The 14971-nt window shown below is 64.7% G+C and carries 13 protein-coding genes; 10 read left to right on the forward strand and 3 right to left on the reverse strand.

Translation table 11 applies throughout. The features are described 5' to 3' along the window. The first annotated feature begins 21 nt into the window (after window positions 1-21). The gene (locus AMB_RS11685) at window positions 22-1194 is read left to right on the forward strand and encodes a hypothetical protein (protein ID WP_011384709.1); all 1173 of its coding nucleotides are present in this window, start codon (window positions 22-24) and stop codon (window positions 1192-1194) included. A gap of 98 nt (window positions 1195-1292) precedes the next feature. After that, complete coding sequence (locus AMB_RS11690; protein WP_231848830.1) at window positions 1293-3290, forward strand: ATP-binding protein; 1998 nt, start codon at window positions 1293-1295, stop codon at window positions 3288-3290. A gap of 22 nt (window positions 3291-3312) precedes the next feature. Here AMB_RS11690 and AMB_RS11695 read toward each other — a convergent pair whose 3' ends face one another. Further along, window positions 3313-4038: an MgtC/SapB family protein gene (locus AMB_RS11695; RefSeq protein WP_011384711.1), complete on the reverse strand. Its 726-nt coding sequence runs from the start codon at window positions 4036-4038 to the stop codon at window positions 3313-3315. 11 nt (window positions 4039-4049) lie between these two features. Next, entirely contained in the window at window positions 4050-5849 is a 1800-nt protein-coding gene (locus AMB_RS11700; RefSeq protein WP_050750704.1) for an efflux transporter outer membrane subunit, read from the reverse strand. Window positions 5850-6268: 419 nt separating this feature from the next. Here AMB_RS11700 and pdhA point away from each other — a divergent pair, with 419 nt between their 5' ends. The 8 genes from pdhA (at window position 6269) to AMB_RS11740 (ending at window position 14043) form a co-directional block, all read left to right on the forward strand. Then, window positions 6269-7267: a pyruvate dehydrogenase (acetyl-transferring) E1 component subunit alpha gene (pdhA, locus tag AMB_RS11705; protein ID WP_011384713.1), complete on the forward strand. Its 999-nt coding sequence runs from the start codon at window positions 6269-6271 to the stop codon at window positions 7265-7267. A 17-nt stretch (window positions 7268-7284) separates the two neighbouring features. Beyond that, window positions 7285-8643 carry a pyruvate dehydrogenase complex E1 component subunit beta gene (locus tag AMB_RS11710; protein WP_011384714.1) on the forward strand — a complete coding sequence of 453 codons (1359 nt, stop codon included), beginning with the start codon at window positions 7285-7287 and terminating at the stop codon, window positions 8641-8643. A gap of 16 nt (window positions 8644-8659) precedes the next feature. Continuing rightward, window positions 8660-9943, forward strand: coding sequence for a pyruvate dehydrogenase complex dihydrolipoamide acetyltransferase (locus AMB_RS11715; protein ID WP_011384715.1), 1284 nt, complete (start codon window positions 8660-8662; stop codon window positions 9941-9943). A 13-nt stretch (window positions 9944-9956) separates the two neighbouring features. After that, on the forward strand, window positions 9957-10535 hold the full coding sequence (locus AMB_RS11720; RefSeq protein WP_011384716.1) for a hypothetical protein: 579 nt from the start codon (window positions 9957-9959) through the stop codon (window positions 10533-10535). A 49-nt stretch (window positions 10536-10584) separates the two neighbouring features. Next, window positions 10585-11031, forward strand: a complete 447-nt coding sequence (locus AMB_RS11725) for a hypothetical protein (protein WP_231848831.1) — start codon at window positions 10585-10587, stop codon at window positions 11029-11031. Window positions 11032-11044: 13 nt separating this feature from the next. Then, window positions 11045-12433 (forward strand): dihydrolipoyl dehydrogenase, encoded by a 1389-nt coding sequence (lpdA, locus tag AMB_RS11730; protein ID WP_011384718.1) that lies wholly within the window; start codon window positions 11045-11047, stop codon window positions 12431-12433. Window positions 12434-12663: 230 nt separating this feature from the next. Continuing rightward, entirely contained in the window at window positions 12664-13602 is a 939-nt protein-coding gene (gene lipA / locus AMB_RS11735; protein WP_043744323.1) for a lipoyl synthase, read from the forward strand. Between the two features lie 12 nt (window positions 13603-13614). Beyond that, complete coding sequence (locus AMB_RS11740) at window positions 13615-14043, forward strand: type II toxin-antitoxin system RatA family toxin (protein ID WP_011384720.1); 429 nt, start codon at window positions 13615-13617, stop codon at window positions 14041-14043. A gap of 213 nt (window positions 14044-14256) precedes the next feature. Here AMB_RS11740 and AMB_RS11745 read toward each other — a convergent pair whose 3' ends face one another. After that, on the reverse strand, window positions 14257-14958 hold the full coding sequence (locus tag AMB_RS11745; RefSeq protein WP_043744326.1) for a Crp/Fnr family transcriptional regulator: 702 nt from the start codon (window positions 14956-14958) through the stop codon (window positions 14257-14259). Window positions 14959-14971: the final 13 nt, after the last annotated feature.

Below are 14971 nucleotides of genomic sequence, written 5' to 3' on the forward strand. Positions count from 1 at the left end.
GGGGCTAAAGGGCCTTGAGAGATGAGCAATTCCAAGCGCAAAGATAAATTCGAATCCAAGGTCGCGGAGCTGCTGGCGATCACTTCGGGACTGAAGGTCCCGCAGATTTTGTTGCTGCGCCGGATGACCGCGTCCGATCCTGATACCCAGTCCTGGGCTAACGAGCGCGAATTGGGCGTGGTGTTCGACACCATTCTCGACCGTGCCATCGCCGCCATCGATGTGGAAGAGTTGGGCGCCGCCGCCGACCAGCATTTCGATGGCCTGTTGCCCCCGGGTCCCGACGACGCCCGCGACAAGGACCGCTGGCTGCTGTTCGATGTCACCAAGAAATACCTCGTCAACCGGTCCAAGGCGGCCGTTCAGGTCCCCGCCGCGCCCGAGCCGCCGCCGGCGGTGGTCGAGGAGGAGGAGGAGGCGCCCATCGCCTTCGACAATTTCCGGCAGATGTTTGACGAGACCCTGGCACGATACGCCCGCCGCGCCCTTCAGGTGCTTGTGGTCAATCCGGCCACCGCCGCCAGCATGCGGCCGCATATTCCGCTGCCGTTCATCATTTCGCCCGGTTTCGCCGGTTGTTACGAGACTCTTTTGCGCAAGTTCGTTTTGCCGGACATTCGCGCCACCAAGCGTATCAAGGAGTTGTCCGAAAGCCGGACCTGGGATGCCAGCGGTCCCAACCGGCTGATCGGCATCATTCAGCAGGGCGGCCAGGGCAATCCCATCCTGGATACCTGGGATTCCCGCTGGGGCGCCTACAAGTCCGAAGGGGTGGGCGCCAAGCACGCCAAGGCCAACGATCCCTGGGCCGTTTTTCATGACTGGGCCAAGGCCGGCGGCTTCCCGGCGCCGGATGAAGCCGATATTCCGCTGCTGCATTCGGTGATCCGATGGGAGCCGGAATCCCTGATCGAGGCCTGGCGAGAGGTGGCCCTGCTCTATCAGCAGGAGTTCCACCCCAAGGACCGCCACGATCAAGCCCGCGAAGGGGCATTCCGTGACGGCATCGTCCGTGTGATTCGCGAGCAGCCCAAGTTCGGCGGTGATCTGATTGCCATGAAGGCATTCTTCGAGATGCCCAAATGCGATCGCATGTTTCTTCGGAAACTGATGCAGACCGTGGGCGGAACGGAAACTGAGCGTCGCCGCGTGGCCCCCGGTCTGGTGCACTTCTACAATAATCTTCCGCTATAGAAGGGGGGACCCGGCAGTCCGGCCGGTAGCTGGCTTTAGCCAAGCTCCGAGCTTTGTGCTATAACTTAGGCATGGGATTCGGGCGGGAGATGGGGACGATGGCCGGAGGTTTGGCGATCAGGGTGAAGTGGCAAAAGCTGTCGACGTGGCTGCCGCTGCTGGTTGCCGCCCTGATAACCGCCTGTTCCGGCCTGGTGTTGCTCAAGGTCTATGCCCTTCAAGCCGAACGCCGGCACGAGGCGGCTCGGGCGGAATTGCTGTCCCAGCTCAGCGTGCTGCGCGCCCGCTTGGAATACAACCTGACCGCGCCTCTGCTCATCAGCCGTGGATTGGTGGCTCAGATCGTCTATCACGACGGCATGAGCGATGCCGATTTTCGGCGGGCCGCGTCCCTGGTGATCCGGGACTACGATTCCATTCGCAATCTGACCATGTCGCGCGGCACGGTAATCTCGTCCGTCTATCCCGAGGCGCCCAATCGGGCGGCTTTGGGGGTGGATTACCGCACCAAGCCCGACCAGTGGCCGACGGTGCAGCAGGCCATCACCAGCCGTAAGCCCGTGGTGGCCGGTCCGGTGAACCTGATCCAGGGCGGAGCCGCCCTGATTGGTCGGGTGCCAGTCTATTTGCCGGATCCTGCGGGTGGCGAGTCCAGGCTGTTCGGGCTGATCAGCGTGGTGATCGACATGCCCAAGGTCTTTTTGGCCTCGGGGCTTGATGCCAGATTGCTGCCCATGGAACTGGCCCTGCGGGGACGCGACGGGCTGGGCCGCTCGGGGGAGATGATTTGGGGCGATGAAGCGGTGTTCCTCCGTTCTCCCGTGGAGATGGAGGTCACGCTGCCCGACGGAACCTGGGCCATGGCTGCCATTCCAAAGGGCGGCTGGGCCGCCTCGGACGGCCAATTGCGGGTGACCGCCGGGATGGGGGCCGTTCTGTTCCTTTTGACCGTCCTTGCGTCCTTCGGCTGGGCATTCCATGTCCGGCGGCAGCAACGGGCAGTGCGTCTCGTTGCAGAGAGCGAGGAACGCTACCGCGCGCTGATGGAAACCGCCCCCATGGCGGTGGTGGTTCACCGTGACGGCGTCATTCTGTTCGCCAATACCCAGGCGACCCGCACGGTCAGGGCGCCGGCCGGCGAAACCTTGATCGGCCGCAAGGTCCTGGATTTTGTTTTTCCCGACGACCGCGCCGACGTGGCTGCGCGGATGGGGGCGGCGATGGCCGATCCCGAGACGGTGGTCGGCGGTCCGGTCCGCTACGTGGCCCGGGATGGCCGGGTCGTCGAGTGCGAGGTCATCACCACCCGGGTTACACTTGATGGTGAGCCGGCGGTGCTTTCGGTGGTTCTCGACGTGTCTCAGCGGAATCAGGCCGAGCGGGAGCGGGAGCGTCTGCTGGAGAGCCTGCAACGATCCAATGAGGACCTGCAGCAATTCGCCTATATCGCCAGCCATGATCTTCAGGAGCCCCTACGCAATGTGGCCGGCTATGTGCAGTTGCTGGGGCGGCGCTATCGCGGCCGGTTGGATAAGGATGCCGATGACTTCATCGCCTTCGCCGTCCAGGGAACCAAGCGCATGCAGGAGATGATCGCGAATCTGCTGGATTACTCGCTGCTGCACCGCGAGGATGGCGAGCCCGCATGCGTCGACAGCCGCGGGCCGCTGGACGAAGCCTTGGCCGACCTCGGCGCGGCCATGGACGAATCCGGCGCTGTTGTCGAGGTGGTCGGAGTCATGCCGGTGGTCTTGGCCCGGCGGGTGGAGCTAGCCCGGATATTTCTGAACCTGATCGGCAATGCCATCAAATACCGGCGCGCCGATACCGTTCCACGCATCCGTATCTTCGCCCGCCGCGACGGCCTGACCTGGGTTTTTTCCGTTGCTGACAATGGGATCGGCATGGAGCCCGCTTATCTCGATCGCATCTTTACCCTGTTCCAGCGCCTGCACTCCCGTGAGACCTATGACGGAACCGGTATTGGCTTGGCTATCTGCCGCAAGCTGGTACAGCACAATGGCGGGCGAATCTGGGCGGAATCCGAGCCTGGGCAAGGTTCCACTTTCCATTTCAGCCTGCAGGCGGCCGATTAGATTCACCGTGAGGCTTGGGGGGCTAGGACCGGGCCGGTGTCAGGCTAAATCCCGCCAGGGATTCGGTCCGCGACAAGGTGTCCAGCAATTCCAGGGGGGCCGGCTCGCGCTCCGCCGCCAATGACACTTGGTATTGAAACAGCCTTCCCCCGTCCTCCAACTGAAAACTCCAGTCACGGGCAACAAAGCCGTGGCGGGCCAGCATGGCGTGGATTTCCTCGGCGGGCGGCGTCTGCTTGTGCAGGTAGGTCAAGGTGAGGTGGAGGGCCGTCTGGTGGGGCAGGGCATGCTCGATCCGCCGGGCGGCCGTCATCACCACCATGGTGCACAGGGCGCCGAAAATGGCGGCACCATAGAAGCCGACCCCGATCAGCACGCCGATGGCGGCGGTCACCCAGATGGAGGCGGCGGTGGACAGGCCGCGGATGCTGAATCCCTCCTTCATGATGACGCCGGCTCCGAGAAAGCCGATGCCGGTCATGATTCCCTGAATGGTTCGGGTCGGGTCGGCGATGCCGGGCGTGTCAGAAAGACCGGCATACCACATGTGGGGATAGCCATTGACGACGGTCAGCGCTGTCGAGGCCATGCAGACTAGGGAATACGTGCGCAACCCTGCTGCCCGGCCATGATACGAACGCTCGTAGCCAATCATCAGGCCGGTGACCAGGGCTCCCAGCATGTGCAGCAGGATCAGTCCGTTGGTGATCAGTTCTTTGCTGGACCAATAGGCAAGGAGCGTTTCCATCCTTCGCCGCCTTAGCTGGCGTTATCGTTGAAAGCGGCGGTCTCGTAGATATCGGCGGGAGCCATGGACGGAACGCTGTCGAGGGCGGCCGGCTGGACCCGAGTCACCAGATTTCCGTCCAAGGGCGGAGTTGCCCGCGCGGCGGGGGCGGTGGGGGGCTCCTGCCCGGCGGCGGGCGCTTCCGTGGGAGCGGGAGCTTCCGGGGCGGGGGCCGCAGGTGCCCCTGTTGGGGCGGGGCTGACGTCGACCGGCGCCAAAGGGGCCGATGGCGGGGGGGGCGCTTCCGTCACGGACGGCGCCTCTACGGCAGCAGGAGCAAGGGCTGGAGCCGGAGCGGCAACCGGGGCCATGGGGGCTGACTTGTCCGGAGCCGGTGCGCCGGTCGGTGCCGGCGCTGCCGGTGGTGTCGGCGGCACGGCCCCGTCATCCAGCTCCATGCCGCCTCCCAAGGCCTTGTAAAGGCCGATGGCGGCTTCAAGCCGGCCGAACCGGGCCTGGACCTTGGCATCTTCCGCCTGAAAGCGGGTGCGTTGGGTTTCCAGCACGTTCAGATAGTCGACCATGCCAAGCCGGAAGGCTTCTGAACTGAGACCATAGGCGTCCAGGGAGGCCTGCAGCACTTCCTGCTGCGCCACTTCAAGGTCGCCCTGCAGGCGGACTGCCATCAGCGAGTCCTCGACGTCGCGCAAGCTGGTCAGGATGGTCTGCTGATAGGTCTCAACCAGTTCCGCGTAGCGGGACTCGCTGTACTCGATGTCCGAGCGGGTCTTGCCGTTGTCGAAGATGGTGGCGGCCAGGGTGCCAGCCATGGTGAAGAAGATGCTGGTGGGATTGGTGATGTTGTCGAAATACTGGGCCGCCCAGCCGCAATCGCCCGAGATGGACAGGGTCGGGAACAGCTTGGCCCGCGCCACGCCGATATTCGCATTGGCGGCGATCAGATTGGCCTCGGCCTTGCGGATGTCCGGGCGGCGCAACAGCAGGTCGGTAGGCAGTCCCACCGACATTTCGGGGACCAGCAGGTCGCGCAGGGTCTTACCGTTGAGGGCCAGAGTCTGCGGCGGGCGCCCCAGCAGCACCGCCAGCTTGTTGAAGGCGCGCTCGCGCTGGAGAACGATGGGCGGGATGGTCGCCTCGGTCTGGGCCAGGACGTTGCGCTGCTGCGCCAGTTCCAGGTTGGAGCTTTCGCCCAGGCGGACACGCTCGGTCACCGCCTTGTACATGGCCTTCATGTTGGCGATGTTGCTGCGCGCCACGGTCTCGCGGTCGAGACCTTCCAGATACTGGATATAGGTCAGGACCACGTCGGAGATCAGGGTCAGGCCCACCGCCTCGCGGTCGTGGACATTGGCGAAGGCGCTGGCCAGGGACGAGGCTTCCGACGCCCGGATCTTGCCCCACAGGTCGACTTCCCAACTGGCCGAGACATAGGCCGAGCTCAGGCGGTGACTGCGGTTGGTGGGGGGGCTGGGATCTGACCCCTGTCCACCCTGCGGCGAGTCGATGCTGCGCTTGCCGGATGCGGTGATGGTGGGCAGCAAGGAGGAGGCCGCCGATCCTGCCTGGGCTTCGGCCTGGAGGATGCGGGCGGTGGCGGCCTTGAGATCGTGGTTGTTGGCCAGGGCTTCAGCCACCAGGGTGTTCAGCTCCTCCGAGCCGAAGATGGTCCACCACTGGGACAGGGGCTTGGGCATCTCGGGAGAGGGCTCGGGCAGCGGATTGCGGTAGCTGGTGGGAAGCTCCTGCTTCGGGCGCTCATAGGTCGGCGTCATGTTGCAGGCGGTGTTACCCATCAACAGCGCGGCAATCATGACCCACCGCGCCGCAAGGGCCGATACGCCCGGTCTTTCCCTGGTGCCCATTGGTTCCCCTGGTCCTATCGCGGATCAGTAAGTACCACGATTGGTTCCCGGCCGGAAGGCCCGTCGGCCAAGGCGTTTTATCGCTAGGACTTCGGTCGTGGGCGACGGAATTGGCGGGTAGCCTTTCCGTCGTGGCGATGCCTCCCCACATGAGGGGGAGGGAAGGGGTGCCGGTGGGCAATTCTGTATCGCGTCCAGCACCCTCTAATGTTGCATCGCAGCAATTCATTCTTAAATAACCAAAATGCAGTTAACGATAAATAGAGCGTTACGAAACAACGGATTTTTTGGAAAAATCGGCTTGCAAAATAGGGAAGTGTCATTTACCTATCGTCCCTGTTGAACGATCCAGGCCCGCGGGAGGAACCATGGCCAGCAAGAAGAAGGAACGGGGGGCGGCCGAGCCCACCCCTCAGGAACTCATCCGCTATTATCGCGAGATGCTGCTCATCCGCCGTTTCGAGGAAAAGGCGGGCCAACTCTACGGCATGGGGCTGATCAACGGCTTCTGCCACCTCTATATCGGTCAGGAGGCTGTGGTGGTGGGCATGCAGGCCGTGGCGGGCGCCGCGGATTCTTGCATCACCTCCTACCGCGATCACGGCCACATGTTGGTCTGCGGCATGGACCCCAAGGGGGTGATGGCTGAGCTGACGGGCCGCGCCGGCGGCTATTCCCGCGGCAAGGGCGGCTCCATGCACATGTTCAGCCGTGAAAAGCGCTTCTATGGCGGCCACGGCATCGTCGGCGCCCAGGTGCCGCTGGGCACCGGTTTGGGCTTTGCCCACAAGTATTCCAAGGACAACGGCGTCGCCCATGTCTATTGCGGCGATGGCGCGGTCAACCAGGGCCAGGTCTACGAGGCCTTCAACATGGCGGCGCTGTGGAAGTTGCCCGTCGTGTTCGTCATCGAGAACAACAAATACGCCATGGGCACCTCGACCGTGCGTCACGCCGCCGGCCAGGAGCTGTACATGCGCGGTGCCGCCTATGGCATTCCGGGCGAGCCGGTCAACGGCATGAACATCATCGCCGTGCGCGACGCCGCCGCCCGCGCCCTCGAGCACGCCCGCTCGGGCAACGGCCCCTACATCCTGGAAATGAACACCTACCGCTATCGCGGCCACTCCATGTCCGACCCGGCCAAGTACCGGAGCAAGGAGGAGGTGACCAAGATGCGCGAACAGCACGATCCCATCGACCAGCTGAAGGAAAAGCTGCTGGCCGAGGGCCTGATCGACGAAGCCGGTCTCAAGGAGATCGATCGCGAGGTCAAGGTGATCGTCACCGAGGCGGCCGAATTCTCGCAGTCCAGTCCCGAGCCGGATCCGTCCGAGCTGTGGACCGACGTGCTGATCGAAGCGTAAGCGAGGGGGGTAGAAAAATGCCGATTCAAGTTCTGATGCCCGCCCTGTCGCCGACCATGACCGAGGGCAAGCTGGCCAAGTGGCTGAAGGCCGAGGGCGATGCCGTCAAGTCCGGCGACATCCTGGCCGAGATCGAGACCGACAAGGCCACCATGGAAATGGAAGCCGTCGAGGACGGCGTGCTGGGCAAGATCCTGGTGCCCGGCGGCACCGAGGGCGTGGCGGTCAACACGCCCATCGCCCTGATCCTGGAAGAAGGGGAGGATGCCTCCTCCGCCCTGTCCGCGGCCCCGGCCCCCGCCGCCGCTCCCGTGGCGGCGCCTGCCGCTGCTGCTCCGGTCGCCGCGCCGCCGGCCGTCGCTCCGGCGCCCGAGGAGAAGGTCTACGCCTCGTATAAGCGCCAGACAGTGCGCGAGGCCCTGCGCGACGCCATGGCCGAGGAGATGCGGGCCGACCCCAACGTCTTCCTGATGGGCGAGGAAGTGGCCCAGTACCAGGGCGCCTACAAGGTCAGCCAGGGGCTGCTCGACGAGTTCGGCGCCGAGCGGGTCATCGACACGCCCATCACCGAGATGGGCTTCGCCGGCTTGGCCTGTGGCGCCGGCTATGCCGGGCTCAAGCCCATCGTCGAGTTCATGACCATGAACTTCTCCATGCAGGCCATCGATCACGTCATCAACTCGGCGGCCAAGACCCTGTACATGTCGGGCGGGCAGCAGCCGTGCTCCATCGTCTTCCGTGGTCCCAACGGCGCCGCGTCGCGGGTCGGTGCTCAGCACAGCCAGGATTACGCCTCGTGGTACGCCCATTGCCCCGGCCTGAAGGTGCTGGCGCCGTGGAGCGCCGCCGATGCCAAGGGCCTGCTCAAAGCCGCCATCCGCGACCCCAATCCGGTGGTGTTCCTGGAAAACGAACTGCTCTACGGCCAGAGCTTCGACGTTCCCGACGATCCCGATTTCGTCCTGCCCATCGGCAAGGCCAAGATCGAGCGGGCCGGCGCCCACGTGACCATCACCGCCTATTCGCGCATGGTGCAGGTGGCGCTGGACGCCGCCGAGATCCTCAAGGCCGAGGGCATCGAGGCCGAGGTGATCAATCTGCGCTCCATCCGTCCGCTGGACGTGGCGACCATCGTCGCCTCGGTACAGAAGACCAACCGTATCGTGTCGGTGGAAGAGGGCTGGCCGGTGGCCGGCATCGGATCGGAAATCGCCGCATTGATGATGGAACAGGCCTTTGACTGGCTGGACGCGCCGGTGGTGCGGGTGGCCGGGGCCGACGTGCCCATGCCCTACGCCGCCAATCTGGAAAAGCTGGCCCTGCCGCAGATCGAGCACGTGGTGGCCGCCGCCCGTTCCGTCTGCTACCGCGCCTGAAGAGGGGGGACCTGTCATGCCTGTTCAAATCCTGATGCCCGCCCTCTCGCCGACCATGACCGAGGGCAATCTGGCCAAGTGGCTGAAGAACGAGGGTGACGCCGTCAAGTCCGGCGACATCCTCTGCGAGATCGAGACCGACAAGGCGACCATGGAGTTCGAGGCCGTCGACGAAGGCGTGCTCGGCAAGATTCTGGTGGCCGGCGGCACCTCCGGCGTGGCGGTCAACACGCCCATTGCCGTGCTGCTGGAAGAAGGCGAGGATGCCTCGGCCATCTCGGCCATCTCGGCCATCTCGGCCGCTCCGGCGCCCAAGGCGGCCGCTCCCGCCGCCGCTGCGGCGCCAGTTACTGCCGCTGCTCCGGTTGCCGCACCGTCAGGGCCGGCCCATGGCGGCGACCGTGTCGTCGCCTCGCCCCTGGCCAAGCGCATCGCCAAGGACGGCAATGTGGACCTGAAGGCGGTGAAGGGCTCCGGCCCCCACGGCCGCATCGTCAAGGCCGACGTGGAAGCCGCCATCAAGGCCGGTCCCGCCAAGCCCGCCGCCGCCCCGGCTGCAATTGTCGCTCCGGCGGCCAAGTCCGCGCCGGCCCCCGCCGCCGCCAGTCCGTTCGAGCCGGCCTTCGAGGAGATTCCCAACTCCTCCATGCGCAAGGTCATCGCCCGGCGCCTGACCGAGGCCAAGTCGACCATTCCGCACTTCTATCTCAGCATCGATTGCGAGCTGGACGCCCTGCTAAAGGTGCGGGCCGACCTCAACGGCCGTTCCGATGCCTACAAGCTGTCGGTCAACGACTTCGTGGTGCGTGCCGTGGCCCTGGCCCTGAAGAAGGCGCCCGCCGCCAACGCGTCGTGGGGCGAGGAGGCCATCAAGCGCTACACCGACATTGACATCTCGGTGGCGGTGGCGACGCCGTCCGGCCTGATCACCCCCATCGTGCATCACGCCGATCACAAGGGGCTGGCCGAAATCTCCAACGAGATGAAGTCCCTGGCCGCCAAGGCCCGTGACGGCAAGCTGAAGCCCGAGGAGTTCCAGGGCGGCGGCTTCACCATCTCCAATCTCGGCATGTTCGGGATCAAGGAGTTCGCCGCCATCATCAATCCGCCCCAGGGTTGCATCCTGGCGGTGGGCGCCGGCGAGCAGCGTCCGGTGGTCAAGGCCGGTGCCCTGGCTGTGGCCACGGTGATGACCTGCACCCTGTCGGTGGATCACCGGGTTGTCGACGGCGCGGTGGGGGCCGAGTTCCTGGCGGCCTTCAAGAAGCTGATCGAAGACCCGCTGTCCATGCTGCTGTAGGGGAGGCGGTGCCATGAGCCGCGAGGCCGTGCACGCCGCCTTTGCCAGCCTGAAGGCCGATTTCCGCGATGAACGCTTTCCGGTCATCGCGGGACGGCTGGCCGGCGAGGCCCTGGTCTGGGGCGGGCAGCTTCTGACGCTGTTCGCCGCCGCCGACCGTGACGCCCTGGACGCCGTGGATGCTCTCACCCGTTTCTGGGTGGTGCGCTATCGCGGCATGCCCGAGCCCGCTGATCTCAGCGGGGCCGGGGCGGGCGCCGCCTTCGTCCTGGGCTTTACCGCCTTTCCCTATCTCGACGTGATGATGGAGGCGTGGGAGCTGGGCGAACTGGCGGAGGAGCACGGGCCGGATCGCCTGTCCTTCCATTGCCTGTTCGACGGCGAGGACCAGGGGGCCCGGGTCACCGCCGAGCGGGCGGGGGGAAGCTGGCGCTTCGACCTGATGGAGCTTTACCGCGACAAGGCCAAGGCGCTGGAGACCTTCATCCAGATGGAGTTCGGCGATTTCGACTCCTTCCTCGACCATTACCTGGCCGAGCACGATCTGAGCTTCGACATGGAGCAAGCCTGGCGGCCGTTGTCCGGCGCCTGAGCAAAAAAGAAATACCGGAGGGAGAGAGATGGGACTGAGAGTAAGGGAGATGCCCCGGGCACCGGGCATGCCGGTGACGCCGTTTCCCACGGGAAGCGCCGCCGAGCGCTCGGCCCTGGCCGGTCTGGTCGCCATGATCGAGAACAATCCGGCGTTCTGCAATCGCGGTGTTCTGCCGGAAGAGCAGGAGCGCTGCTACCGCGCCGTGGTGGACGCCAAGCGCCTGATCGGGGACACCGCCGAACTGCTGCCGCCCGGCACTCCGGCCGAGGACCTGCTGGCCGCTATGCGTGCCGCCTGCCGCAAATACGTCCTCGAGGCCGAGGCCTGGGACCGCCGCACCGGGCGGCGCTACCAGATGCCCACCTTCGTTTTCTACCAGTTGCTGGGGGCCTTCCGCGAATTGCTGGGAGTGCATGTCTGGCGTCTGGCCGAGGCCTACGACATGGAAATCGATGGCCGCCTGAACATGATCTTCCCCGGCTCGCCGGACTGAATTGGAGAGAAAGATGGCCGAGAACAGCTTCGACATCATCGTCATCGGCGGTGGCCCCGGCGGCTATGTCGCCGCGATCCGCGCTGCCCAGCTGGGCATGAACACCGCGCTGGTGGAGCGCGAGCATCTGGGCGGCATCTGCCTCAACTGGGGCTGCATCCCGACCAAGGCCTTGCTGCGCTCGGCCGAGATCTACCGCAACATGCAGCACGCTGAATCCTATGGCCTGTCGGCCCCCGGAGCGACCTTCGATCTGGCCAAGATCGTCGCCCGGTCGCGCGGGGTCTCGGCCCAGTTGCAGGGCGGCGTCAAGCATCTGCTGAAGAAGAACAAGGTCACGGTGATCGAGGGCACCGCCAAGCTGGCTGGCGGCAGCAAGGTCGCCATCGAGGGCAAGCCCACCATCTCGGCGCCCCACATCATTCTGGCCACCGGTGCCAGGGCCCGCATCCTTCCCGGTTTCGAGCCCGACGGCAAGTTCATCTGGACCTATAAGGAAGCCCTGGTTCCCGACACCATGCCCAAGCGCCTGCTGGTCATCGGCTCGGGCGCCATCGGCATCGAGTTCGCAAGCTTCTTCAACGCCCTGGGCGCCCAGGTGACCGTGGCCGAGGCCATGGACCGCGTCCTGCCGGTGGAAGATGCCGAAATCAGCGCCATGGCCCAGAAGAGCTTCGAGAAGCAGGGCATGAAGATTCTGGCGGGCGCCAACATCAAGGGGCTGAAGAAGAACGCCGTCGACGTTACCGTCACCATCGAGGCGGGCGGCAAGACCCATGAGGTCACTGTCGACCGGATCATCACCGCCATCGGCATCGTCGGCAATGTGGAGAATGTCGGCCTGGAGGCTACCAAGGCCAAGGTGGAGCGCACTCACGTCATCACCGACGAGTATTGCCGCACCGGCGAGCCTGGCCTCTACGCCATCGGCGACATTGCCGGCGCCCCCTGGCTGGCGCACAAGGCCAGCCACGAGGCCATCATCTGCGTGGAAAAGATCAAGGGCCTGCCCGACGTTCATCCGCTGGACATGCGAAAGATTCCCGGCTGCACCTACTGCCATCCCCAGGTGGCGTCGGTTGGCCTCTCCGAGGCCAAGGCCAAGGAGAAAGGCTACGCCGTCAAGGTCGGCCGCTTCCCCTTCATGGCCAACGGCAAGGCCATCGCGCTCGGCGAGACCGAGGGCATGATCAAGACGGTGTTCGACGCCAAGACCGGCGAATTGCTGGGTGCCCACATGATCGGCGCCGAAGTCACCGAGCTGATCCAGGGCTATGTGGTGGCCAAGACCCTGGAGACCACCGAGGCCGAGCTGATGCACACGGTCTTCGCCCATCCGACGCTCTCGGAAATGATGCACGAATCGGTGCTGGACGCCTACGGCCGGGCGGTCCACTTCTAGAGTGCGATGACAACAGGCTGGCGCCTTTCCGCGCCAGCCTGTTGTCTAAATCGCCCTCTAACCTATTGATTAGAGGCGGATTCAGCTTTGAGGTCGAATCGCGAAGCGATTCGACCTCAAAGCATCCGGCTCTAGCACCGGGCATGATTGCGGCGGCCGGGTGAGGGGGAACCTTTGCCCGGCCGTTTGTTTTTCTTGACCTAGCCTCCAGCCTGGACGAAATCTACGCCATGAGCGACAAACAGCCTCTCCGCCATCCGGAAAAAGCCCGCAAGCCGGACCAGATCAGCCCGCGCAAGCCCGACTGGATTCGGGTCAAGGCTCCCACCTCGGAAGAGGCGGCCGAGGTGCGCCGCCTGATGCGGGAAAAGAACCTGCACACCGTGTGCGAAGAGGCAGCCTGTCCCAATATCGGCGAGTGCTGGAAGCACAAGCACGCAACCTTCATGATCCTGGGCGATACCTGCACCCGGGCCTGCGCCTTCTGCAACGTCAAGACCGGCAACCCCAAGGGCTCCGTCGATCTGACCGAGCCCGAGCACCTGGCCGAGTCGGTCAAGGCCATGGGTCTCAAGCATGTTGTCATCACCTCGGTTGACAGGGACGATCTGGCCGATGGCGGGGCCTTCCAGTTCGTGGCCTGCATCGAGCGCATCCGCGCCGTGACGCCCCAATGCACCATCGAGGTGCTGACTCCGGATTTCCGTGACAAGGGCGACGGGGTGGAGCGCATCGCCGTGGCCCGGCCCGACGTGTTCAACCACAATCTGGAAACCGTGCCGCGGCTGTATCCCGGCATCCGCCCGGGTGCCCGGTATTTCGAATCCCTGCGTGTGCTGCAGCGGGCCAAGGCTGCCGACCCGTCCATCTTCACCAAGTCGGGCATCATGGTGGGACTGGGGGAGGAACGGGCCGAGGTGCTGCAGGTCATGGACGATATGCGCTCGGCCGGGGTGGATTTCATCACCATCGGCCAGTATCTCCAGCCGACCCTGAAGCATGTGGCGGTATCGAGCTTCGTCACCCCCGATGAGTTCGTGGATTATGCCGCCCAGGCCCGTGCCAAGGGCTTTCTCATGGTGGCGGCGACGCCGCTCACCCGGTCCAGCCATCACGCCGACCGCGATTTCGAGGCGCTGAAGGCGGAACGCCTGCGCCGTCAGGGGTAGCCAGGAACAAGAATGCCGACCCACGCCGAGCAGCGAGTCCTGCCCTATACCCCAGAGCAATTGTTCGAGCTGGTCGCCGACGTGGCGCGCTATCCCGAATTTCTGCCCTGGTGCGTGGCCTCGCGCATCCGCTCGCGTGATGGCGACGTGTTCTTCGCCGATCTGGTGATCGGCTTCAAGATGGTGCGCGAACGCTTCACCTCCAAGGTGACGCTGAGTCGCCCCGACCGGGTGGACGTGACCTATACTGAGGGGCCGTTCAAGCATCTCAACAACCACTGGGTCTTCAGGCCCCATCCTGATGGAACGGAACTTGATTTCTACGTGGATTTCGAGTTCCGCTCCAAGATGCTGCAGACCCTGATCGGCGCCCTGTTCAACGAGGCGGTCAAGCTGATGGTCGGAGCCTTCGAAAAGCGCGCCAAGCAGCTTTACGGATAGGGCGCGACACCCCGTTCAGAATGGAAAAAACCCCCGGCGGAGGATCGACGCCGGGGGCTTTTGCCCAGAGGTAGTGCCCCAAAAGTCACCCTCGGGCCCGTCTTCATGTCCCGTTCGTTCGTTCGAGGAGGGGACGGACTGGAATTCGTGACAGGCCCAATGTATGGGCGGGGGGCGATGGCGTCTGTGAAGAGTCTCACATAAGGCGGAGACTCATTCCAGGGAAGTCAGCCCCTCCAGCGCGGCGGTCTTGTTCAGGGTGATCTGGCCGCGGCCCAAGGTGACGATGCCGGCCTGTTCCCACTTGGACAGAACCTTGTTGACGCTTTCGCGGCTGATGCCCAGGTGGTCGGCGATTTCCTGCTGCGACAGCTTGATGGCGGACGGCGTCCCGGGCTTGGCCTTGGTCCCCATGGTCTGGACCAGCATCAACAGATGCTTGGCCAGGCGGGAGGGCAGGGACAGGAACACCATGTCTTCCAGCTGGTTATCGGCACGCCGGATGCGTTCGCACAGCACCTCGATCAGGTGCAGCGCCTGGGCCGGATGGCGATGCAGGAAGGTGTGGACGTCCTTGCGTTCCAACGCGATTAACTCGGTAGCTTCCATGGCGGTGGCGTCGGCCGAGCGCTCCTTGCCGTCCAGAACGGCGATCTCGCCGAACAACTGGCCCGGCTTGATCAGGCCATAGGTGACCTCGCGCCCGTCGGCGGACAGGACTCCGATGCGGATCAGGCCCTTGGCCACCAGATAGAGTCGGTCTCCCGGATCGCCCTTGGAAAACAGCGTTTCGCGCGCATCGACCTTGACCATCTTGGCCTTGGCGGCCAATTCGTCGAGCAAGTCGGTCTGGACGGACGCAAACAGGGGCGTGTTCGCCAGCATTTCACGGCGACGCAAGACGGTTTCCGGCATGCTCGAACTCTTC

The organism is Paramagnetospirillum magneticum AMB-1 (genome assembly GCF_000009985.1).
In the GTDB taxonomy this organism is placed as follows: domain Bacteria; phylum Pseudomonadota; class Alphaproteobacteria; order Rhodospirillales; family Magnetospirillaceae; genus Phaeospirillum; species Phaeospirillum magneticum.

Excerpts from the sequence above, each read along its gene's own strand:
- AMB_RS11685 (WP_011384709.1), top strand. The coding sequence starts at position 22 with ATGAGCAATTCCAAGCGCAAAGATAAATTCGAATCCAAGGTCGCGGAG.
- AMB_RS11690 (WP_231848830.1), top strand. The coding sequence starts at position 1,293 with ATGGCCGGAGGTTTGGCGATCAGGGTGAAGTGGCAAAAGCTGTCGACG.
- AMB_RS11695 (WP_011384711.1), bottom strand. The coding sequence starts at position 4,038 with ATGGAAACGCTCCTTGCCTATTGGTCCAGCAAAGAACTGATCACCAAC.
- AMB_RS11700 (WP_050750704.1), bottom strand. The coding sequence starts at position 5,849 with ATGATTGCCGCGCTGTTGATGGGTAACACCGCCTGCAACATGACGCCG.
- pdhA (WP_011384713.1), top strand. The coding sequence starts at position 6,269 with ATGGCCAGCAAGAAGAAGGAACGGGGGGCGGCCGAGCCCACCCCTCAG.
- AMB_RS11710 (WP_011384714.1), top strand. The coding sequence starts at position 7,285 with ATGCCGATTCAAGTTCTGATGCCCGCCCTGTCGCCGACCATGACCGAG.
- AMB_RS11715 (WP_011384715.1), top strand. The coding sequence starts at position 8,660 with ATGCCTGTTCAAATCCTGATGCCCGCCCTCTCGCCGACCATGACCGAG.
- AMB_RS11720 (WP_011384716.1), top strand. The coding sequence starts at position 9,957 with ATGAGCCGCGAGGCCGTGCACGCCGCCTTTGCCAGCCTGAAGGCCGAT.
- AMB_RS11725 (WP_231848831.1), top strand. The coding sequence starts at position 10,585 with ATGCCCCGGGCACCGGGCATGCCGGTGACGCCGTTTCCCACGGGAAGC.
- lpdA (WP_011384718.1), top strand. The coding sequence starts at position 11,045 with ATGGCCGAGAACAGCTTCGACATCATCGTCATCGGCGGTGGCCCCGGC.
- lipA (WP_043744323.1), top strand. The coding sequence starts at position 12,664 with ATGAGCGACAAACAGCCTCTCCGCCATCCGGAAAAAGCCCGCAAGCCG.
- AMB_RS11740 (WP_011384720.1), top strand. The coding sequence starts at position 13,615 with ATGCCGACCCACGCCGAGCAGCGAGTCCTGCCCTATACCCCAGAGCAA.
- AMB_RS11745 (WP_043744326.1), bottom strand. The coding sequence starts at position 14,958 with ATGCCGGAAACCGTCTTGCGTCGCCGTGAAATGCTGGCGAACACGCCC.